This is a genomic window from Bacillus sp. OV166, assembly GCF_900177675.1.
In the GTDB taxonomy this organism is placed as follows: domain Bacteria; phylum Bacillota; class Bacilli; order Bacillales; family Cytobacillaceae; genus Neobacillus.
Window position 1 is genome coordinate 496,284 of record NZ_FXWM01000001.1, and the last position, 6,217, is coordinate 502,500.

Consider the following 6,217-nt stretch of genomic DNA (forward strand, 5'->3'; position numbering starts at 1 on the left):
CGAACTTTGTCGTTGACTTCCTGTTTTCTGTCTTTTATCCTGTAAATAATAGGTTAAAAGGTAGAAATGGGGAATTGGGTATGGCAGAACTGCTGATTGAAAAGGTTTTAAATAATAATGTTTTAATTGCTGAACACCCTTCCTATGGAGAAGTTGTTTTGATTGGGAAAGGACTTGGCTTTAATCGCAAGCGCGGGGACTATATCGAAACAGATTCAGTGGAAAAACTTTTTGTCTTAAAAAATGAAAAGGAACAAGAAAATTATATTAAATTGCTTCCTTTTATCGATAATGAATACTTAGAGGTAATCATAGCCTCTATTGAATTAATCAAACAACGAACAAATTCGATGTTAAACGAACATATCCATGTGGCATTAACGGACCATCTAATGTTTGCTTTAACGAGAATCTCGCAAGGAATGGAAATGAAAAATCCATTTTTAGTGGAGACGAAAGCGCTTTATAGTCATGAGTATGAAGTGGCAAAAGATGTGGTGGAGCTTATTAAGGATAAGACAGGAATTAGCCTTCCAATTGGTGAAATAGGATTTATCGCCCTGCATATTCATAGTGCGCTAACAAATAAAAATCTTTCGGATGTAAATCAACATTCACAACTAGTCAGCAGATTGGTTGATATGGTAGAAGAACAGCTTGAAATAGAGATAGATAAAGAAGGAATCGATTATATGAGACTTGTTCGTCACCTTCGCTTTGCCATTGATAGGGTAGTTAAGGGTGAAAAAGTCGATGAACCAGAAAAAATCGCTTCCCTATTGAAAGATGAATATCCAGTATGTTATAATCTCTCATGGAAGCTCATTAAAGTGATGCAACAATCATTAAAATTGAAAGTCTTTGATGCAGAAGCAGTATATTTAACAATGCATTTGCAGCGACTTCAAAAAAAATTTAAATAGCACTTATTTTTTACGTGTTACTGATTCGATCAGGCATGAGTAAAAAGTTTAATTGAAATGAAGTTAATGGGGAAATCTATACCCATAATTTCATTCAATTGGATTTTTACTCATGCCTTTTTTATTGTGTTTTTTGTGGATAATGTAACCGCTTTATGAGCTAAACGAAAAAATTTAGGAGGGATTTTTTATGTTTAAAAATGCTTTTGGTGTTTTACAGAAAGTCGGTAAAGCACTTATGCTACCAGTAGCGATCTTGCCTGCTGCCGGGATATTATTAGCAGTTGGTAATGCACTTCAAAACCCAACATTAATTGACCTCGCCCCGTTCTTAGATAATAGTGGGATCGCGATGGTAGCGAAAATTATGGAACAGGCAGGTAGTGTTATATTTGGTAACCTGTCGTTATTATTTGCCGTTGGGGTAGCGATTGGATTAGCTGGAGGAGAAGGTGTAGCTGGACTTGCTGCTATTGTAGGCTTCCTGATTATGAATGCAACCATGGGAACTGCTTTAGGAATAGATGCAGATGCGCTTGCGAAGCATCCTCAAAGTTACGCGTCAGTTTTAGGGATTCCAACACTGCAAACCGGTGTTTTTGGAGGTATCATCGTCGGTCTGATTGCCGCGTACATGTATAATAGATTCTTCGAAATTGAATTGCCATCCTATCTAGGATTCTTTGCTGGTAAGCGATTCGTTCCAATTGTAACTGCTGCCAGTACTGTTCTTTTAGGATTGCTAATGATTGTTATTTGGCCGCCAATTCAAAATGGCTTGAATCTATTCTCAACCAACATGGTTGATGCAAACAGAACTGTTGCTGCTTTTATTTTTGGAGTCATTGAACGTTCATTAATTCCATTTGGATTGCATCATATCTTCTATGCACCATTCTGGTATGAATTTGGCAGCTATACAAATGCCGCCGGAGATCTTGTCCGTGGTGACCAACGTATTTTCATGGAACAAATTAAAGATAATGTCCAACATTTAACTGCGGGTACATTCACAACAGGTAAATATCCATTCATGATGTTTGGACTTCCTGCAGCTGCACTTGCTATTTACCATGAAGCACGTCCAGAAAAGAAAGTGTTTGTAGGAGGATTGATGGCTTCTGCAGCGTTAACTTCTTTCCTAACAGGTATTACAGAACCAATTGAATTCTCATTCTTGTTTGTTGCACCAGTATTATTTGGAATCCACGCAATTTTTGCGGGATTATCCTTTATGACAATGCACTTGTTAAATGTAAAAATCGGGATGACATTCTCTGGTGGATTAATTGACTATGTTCTATTCGGTTTAATCAACCCACAAACAAATGCGTGGATCGTCATTCCAGTAGGTCTAGTTTTTGCATTGATTTATTACTTCGGTTTCCGTTTCGCGATCCGCAAATGGAATTTAAAAACACCAGGTCGTGAATTAGAAGAAGAAGATGATAGCCAAGCGCCGACAGGCAAAGCAGGCTCAGGTGATTTAGCAGCTAATATTTTAGATGCTATGGGCGGTAAGGAAAATATTGCTCATTTAGATGCTTGTATTACACGTCTTCGTGTATCTGTTAATGATAGTAAAAACGTTGATAAAGCCCAATTGAAAAAACTTGGTGCGGCAGGTGTCCTTGAAGTAGGTAATAACATTCAAGCGATTTTTGGACCGCGTTCTGAAACAATCAAAGGACAAATGAAAGATATCATGTCAGGTAAGCGACCTCGTACGACTTCTGTTGCTACACCAGAAAAAGGTGCAGAAAAACAGAACGAGGCCACTAATTCAGATGCACTTCAAAAAGCACGTGAAAATGAAGTATTTGCAGCACCGCTAAAAGGGGAAATCAAGCCGATTACCGAAGTGCCGGATCAGGTGTTTGCTGGAAAAATGATGGGCGATGGCTTTGCAATCGTACCGGCAGAAGGATTGATTGTTTCACCTGTCAACGGAAAAATCGTAAACCTATTCCCAACAAAACATGCAATTGGTATTTTATCAGATACTGGTCGTGAAATACTGATTCATGTGGGTATTGATACAGTTAATTTAAAAGGCCAAGGATTTGAGACATTAGTGTCAGAAAATGACATTGTCGAACAAGGACAGCCTTTATTAAAAGTTGATTTAAATTACATTAAAGAACATGCAACATCCACAATCACACCGATTGTCTTCACGAACTTAGCTGAAGGTGAAAAAATTGTCATCAATAAGCAAGGTCAAGTGGAGTTGAAGCAAGAAGGTATCATTAAGATTACTAAGTAAATTGGGAGCCGGTCCAAATGTTTGGATCGGCTTTTATATTTATAATAGAAGAAAGTGGATATAGGGAAAATTATTTGAAAATTTTATTGACGTTGTCTAAATTAGGTGGTAGTATATTAAAGCAGTCGTTATTGACGAGTTAACAACTTGTTGGTGTTGAAAAACATTTGATAAATTGGTTGACAACGAATTGCTGAAATGTTATATTTATAAAGTTGCTTCAAACGAAGTAGCGAGCTTGTTCTTTGAAAACTAAACAAACAAAATCGTGCAAACAAACAAAAATTTTAGTTTCAATTAAGAAACTAAGCCAACGTAACAAATGAGCTAATCAACTTTCTTGGAGAGTTTGATCCTGGCTCAGGACGAACGCTGGCGGCGTGCCTAATACATGCAAGTCGAGCGAATCAATAGGAGCTTGCTCCTGTTGGTTAGCGGCGGACGGGTGAGTAACACGTGGGTAACCTGCCTGTAAGACTGGGATAACACCGGGAAACCGGTGCTAATACCGGATAATCCTTTTCCTCTCATGAGGAAAAGCTGAAAGTCGGTTTCGGCTGACACTTACAGATGGGCCCGCGGCGCATTAGCTAGTTGGTGAGGTAATGGCTCACCAAGGCGACGATGCGTAGCCGACCTGAGAGGGTGATCGGCCACACTGGGACTGAGACACGGCCCAGACTCCTACGGGAGGCAGCAGTAGGGAATCTTCCACAATGGACGAAAGTCTGATGGAGCAACGCCGCGTGAGCGATGAAGGCCTTCGGGTCGTAAAGCTCTGTTGTTAGGGAAGAACAAGTACCGGAGTAACTGCCGGTACCTTGACGGTACCTAACCAGAAAGCCACGGCTAACTACGTGCCAGCAGCCGCGGTAATACGTAGGTGGCAAGCGTTGTCCGGAATTATTGGGCGTAAAGCGCGCGCAGGCGGTCCTTTAAGTCTGATGTGAAAGCCCACGGCTCAACCGTGGAGGGTCATTGGAAACTGGGGGACTTGAGTGCAGAAGAGGAAAGCGGAATTCCACGTGTAGCGGTGAAATGCGTAGAGATGTGGAGGAACACCAGTGGCGAAGGCGGCTTTCTGGTCTGTAACTGACGCTGAGGCGCGAAAGCGTGGGGAGCAAACAGGATTAGATACCCTGGTAGTCCACGCCGTAAACGATGAGTGCTAAGTGTTAGGGGGTTTCCGCCCCTTAGTGCTGCAGCTAACGCATTAAGCACTCCGCCTGGGGAGTACGGCCGCAAGGCTGAAACTCAAAGGAATTGACGGGGGCCCGCACAAGCGGTGGAGCATGTGGTTTAATTCGAAGCAACGCGAAGAACCTTACCAGGTCTTGACATCCTCTGACACTCCTAGAGATAGGACGTTCCCCTTCGGGGGACAGAGTGACAGGTGGTGCATGGTTGTCGTCAGCTCGTGTCGTGAGATGTTGGGTTAAGTCCCGCAACGAGCGCAACCCTTGATCTTAGTTGCCAGCATTTAGTTGGGCACTCTAAGGTGACTGCCGGTGACAAACCGGAGGAAGGTGGGGATGACGTCAAATCATCATGCCCCTTATGACCTGGGCTACACACGTGCTACAATGGATGGTACAAAGGGCTGCAAGACCGCGAGGTTTAGCCAATCCCATAAAACCATTCTCAGTTCGGATTGCAGGCTGCAACTCGCCTGCATGAAGCCGGAATCGCTAGTAATCGCGGATCAGCATGCCGCGGTGAATACGTTCCCGGGCCTTGTACACACCGCCCGTCACACCACGAGAGTTTGTAACACCCGAAGTCGGTGGGGTAACCGCAAGGAGCCAGCCGCCTAAGGTGGGACAGATGATTGGGGTGAAGTCGTAACAAGGTAGCCGTATCGGAAGGTGCGGCTGGATCACCTCCTTTCTAAGGATAAAGCTGGACCTGTGAGCCAGACAAAACAGTTTGTGACACGATCTTTGTTTGTTTAGTTTTGAGAGTACAATTCTCTCAAAACTTTTTTTAATCGTTCTTTGAAAACTAGATAATCGTAATGAAGAAGTCAATGTAAGAACCGAGTCAATGCCATTTTAGTTTTCTCTCTTATGTAAGTAAGAGAATAACCTTTTAGGTTAAGTTAGAAAGGGCGCACGGTGAATGCCTTGGCACTAGGAGCCGATGAAGGACGGGACTAACACCGATATGCTTCGGGGAGCTGTAAGTAAGCTTTGATCCGGAGATTTCCGAATGGGGGAACCCACTGTTCGTAATGGAACAGTATCTTTACCTGAATACATAGGGTATTGAAGGCATACCCGGGGAACTGAAACATCTAAGTACCCGGAGGAAGAGAAAGCAAACGCGATTCCCTGAGTAGCGGCGAGCGAAACGGGACATAGCCCAAACCAAGAGGCTTGCCTCTTGGGGTTGTAGGACACTCAACATGGAGTTACAAAGGAACGGGGTAGATGAAGCGACCTGGAAAGGTCCGTCATAGAAGGTAAAAACCCTGTAGTCGAAACTTCGTTCCCTCCTGAGTGGATCCTGAGTACGGCCGGACACGAGAAATCCGGTCGGAAGCAGGGAGGACCATCTCCCAAGGCTAAATACTCCCTAGTGACCGATAGTGAACCAGTACCGTGAGGGAAAGGTGAAAAGCACCCCGGAAGGGGAGTGAAATAGTTCCTGAAACCGTGTGCCTACAAGTAGTTAGAGCCCGTTAATGGGTGATAGCGTGCCTTTTGTAGAATGAACCGGCGAGTTACGATCCCATGCAAGGTTAAGTTGAAGAGACGGAGCCGCAGCGAAAGCGAGTCTGAATAGGGCGTATGAGTATGTGGTCGTAGACCCGAAACCAGGTGATCTACCCATGTCCAGGGTGAAGTCCAGGTAACACTGGATGGAGGCCCGAACCCACGCACGTTGAAAAGTGCGGGGATGAGGTGTGGGTAGCGGAGAAATTCCAATCGAACTTGGAGATAGCTGGTTCTCTCCGAAATAGCTTTAGGGCTAGCCTCACGTAGTAAAAGTCTTGGAGGTAGAGCACTGTTTGGACTAGGGGCCCTCA

General features: G+C 43.7%; 2 protein-coding genes and 2 rRNA genes (1 of these 4 running past the window's edge). All 4 read left to right on the forward strand.

All coding sequences use genetic code 11. The features are described from left to right. Positions 1-80: 80 nt before the first annotated feature. The gene (gene glcT / locus CCK98_RS02455; protein ID WP_088085134.1) at positions 81-923 is read left to right on the forward strand and encodes a glucose PTS transporter transcription antiterminator GlcT; all 843 of its coding nucleotides are present in this window, start codon (positions 81-83) and stop codon (positions 921-923) included. Positions 924-1,113: 190 nt separating this feature from the next. Continuing rightward, positions 1,114-3,189 carry a glucose-specific PTS transporter subunit IIBC gene (gene ptsG, locus CCK98_RS02460; RefSeq protein WP_088085135.1) on the forward strand — a complete coding sequence of 692 codons (2,076 nt, stop codon included), beginning with the start codon at positions 1,114-1,116 and terminating at the stop codon, positions 3,187-3,189. A gap of 337 nt (positions 3,190-3,526) precedes the next feature. Next, a 16S ribosomal RNA gene (locus CCK98_RS02465) occupies positions 3,527-5,076 on the forward strand. Positions 5,077-5,280: 204 nt separating this feature from the next. Further along, positions 5,281-6,217, forward strand: a 23S ribosomal RNA gene (locus CCK98_RS02470); it runs 1,998 nt beyond the window's last position. Together the 16S and 23S rRNA genes form the textbook arrangement of a ribosomal RNA operon.

What these genes read in the sequence shown, in the direction of transcription:
- glcT (WP_088085134.1), top strand. Translation starts at nt 81, where the DNA reads ATGGCAGAACTGCTGATTGAAAAGGTTTTAAATAATAATGTTTTAATT.
- ptsG (WP_088085135.1), top strand. Translation starts at nt 1,114, where the DNA reads ATGTTTAAAAATGCTTTTGGTGTTTTACAGAAAGTCGGTAAAGCACTT.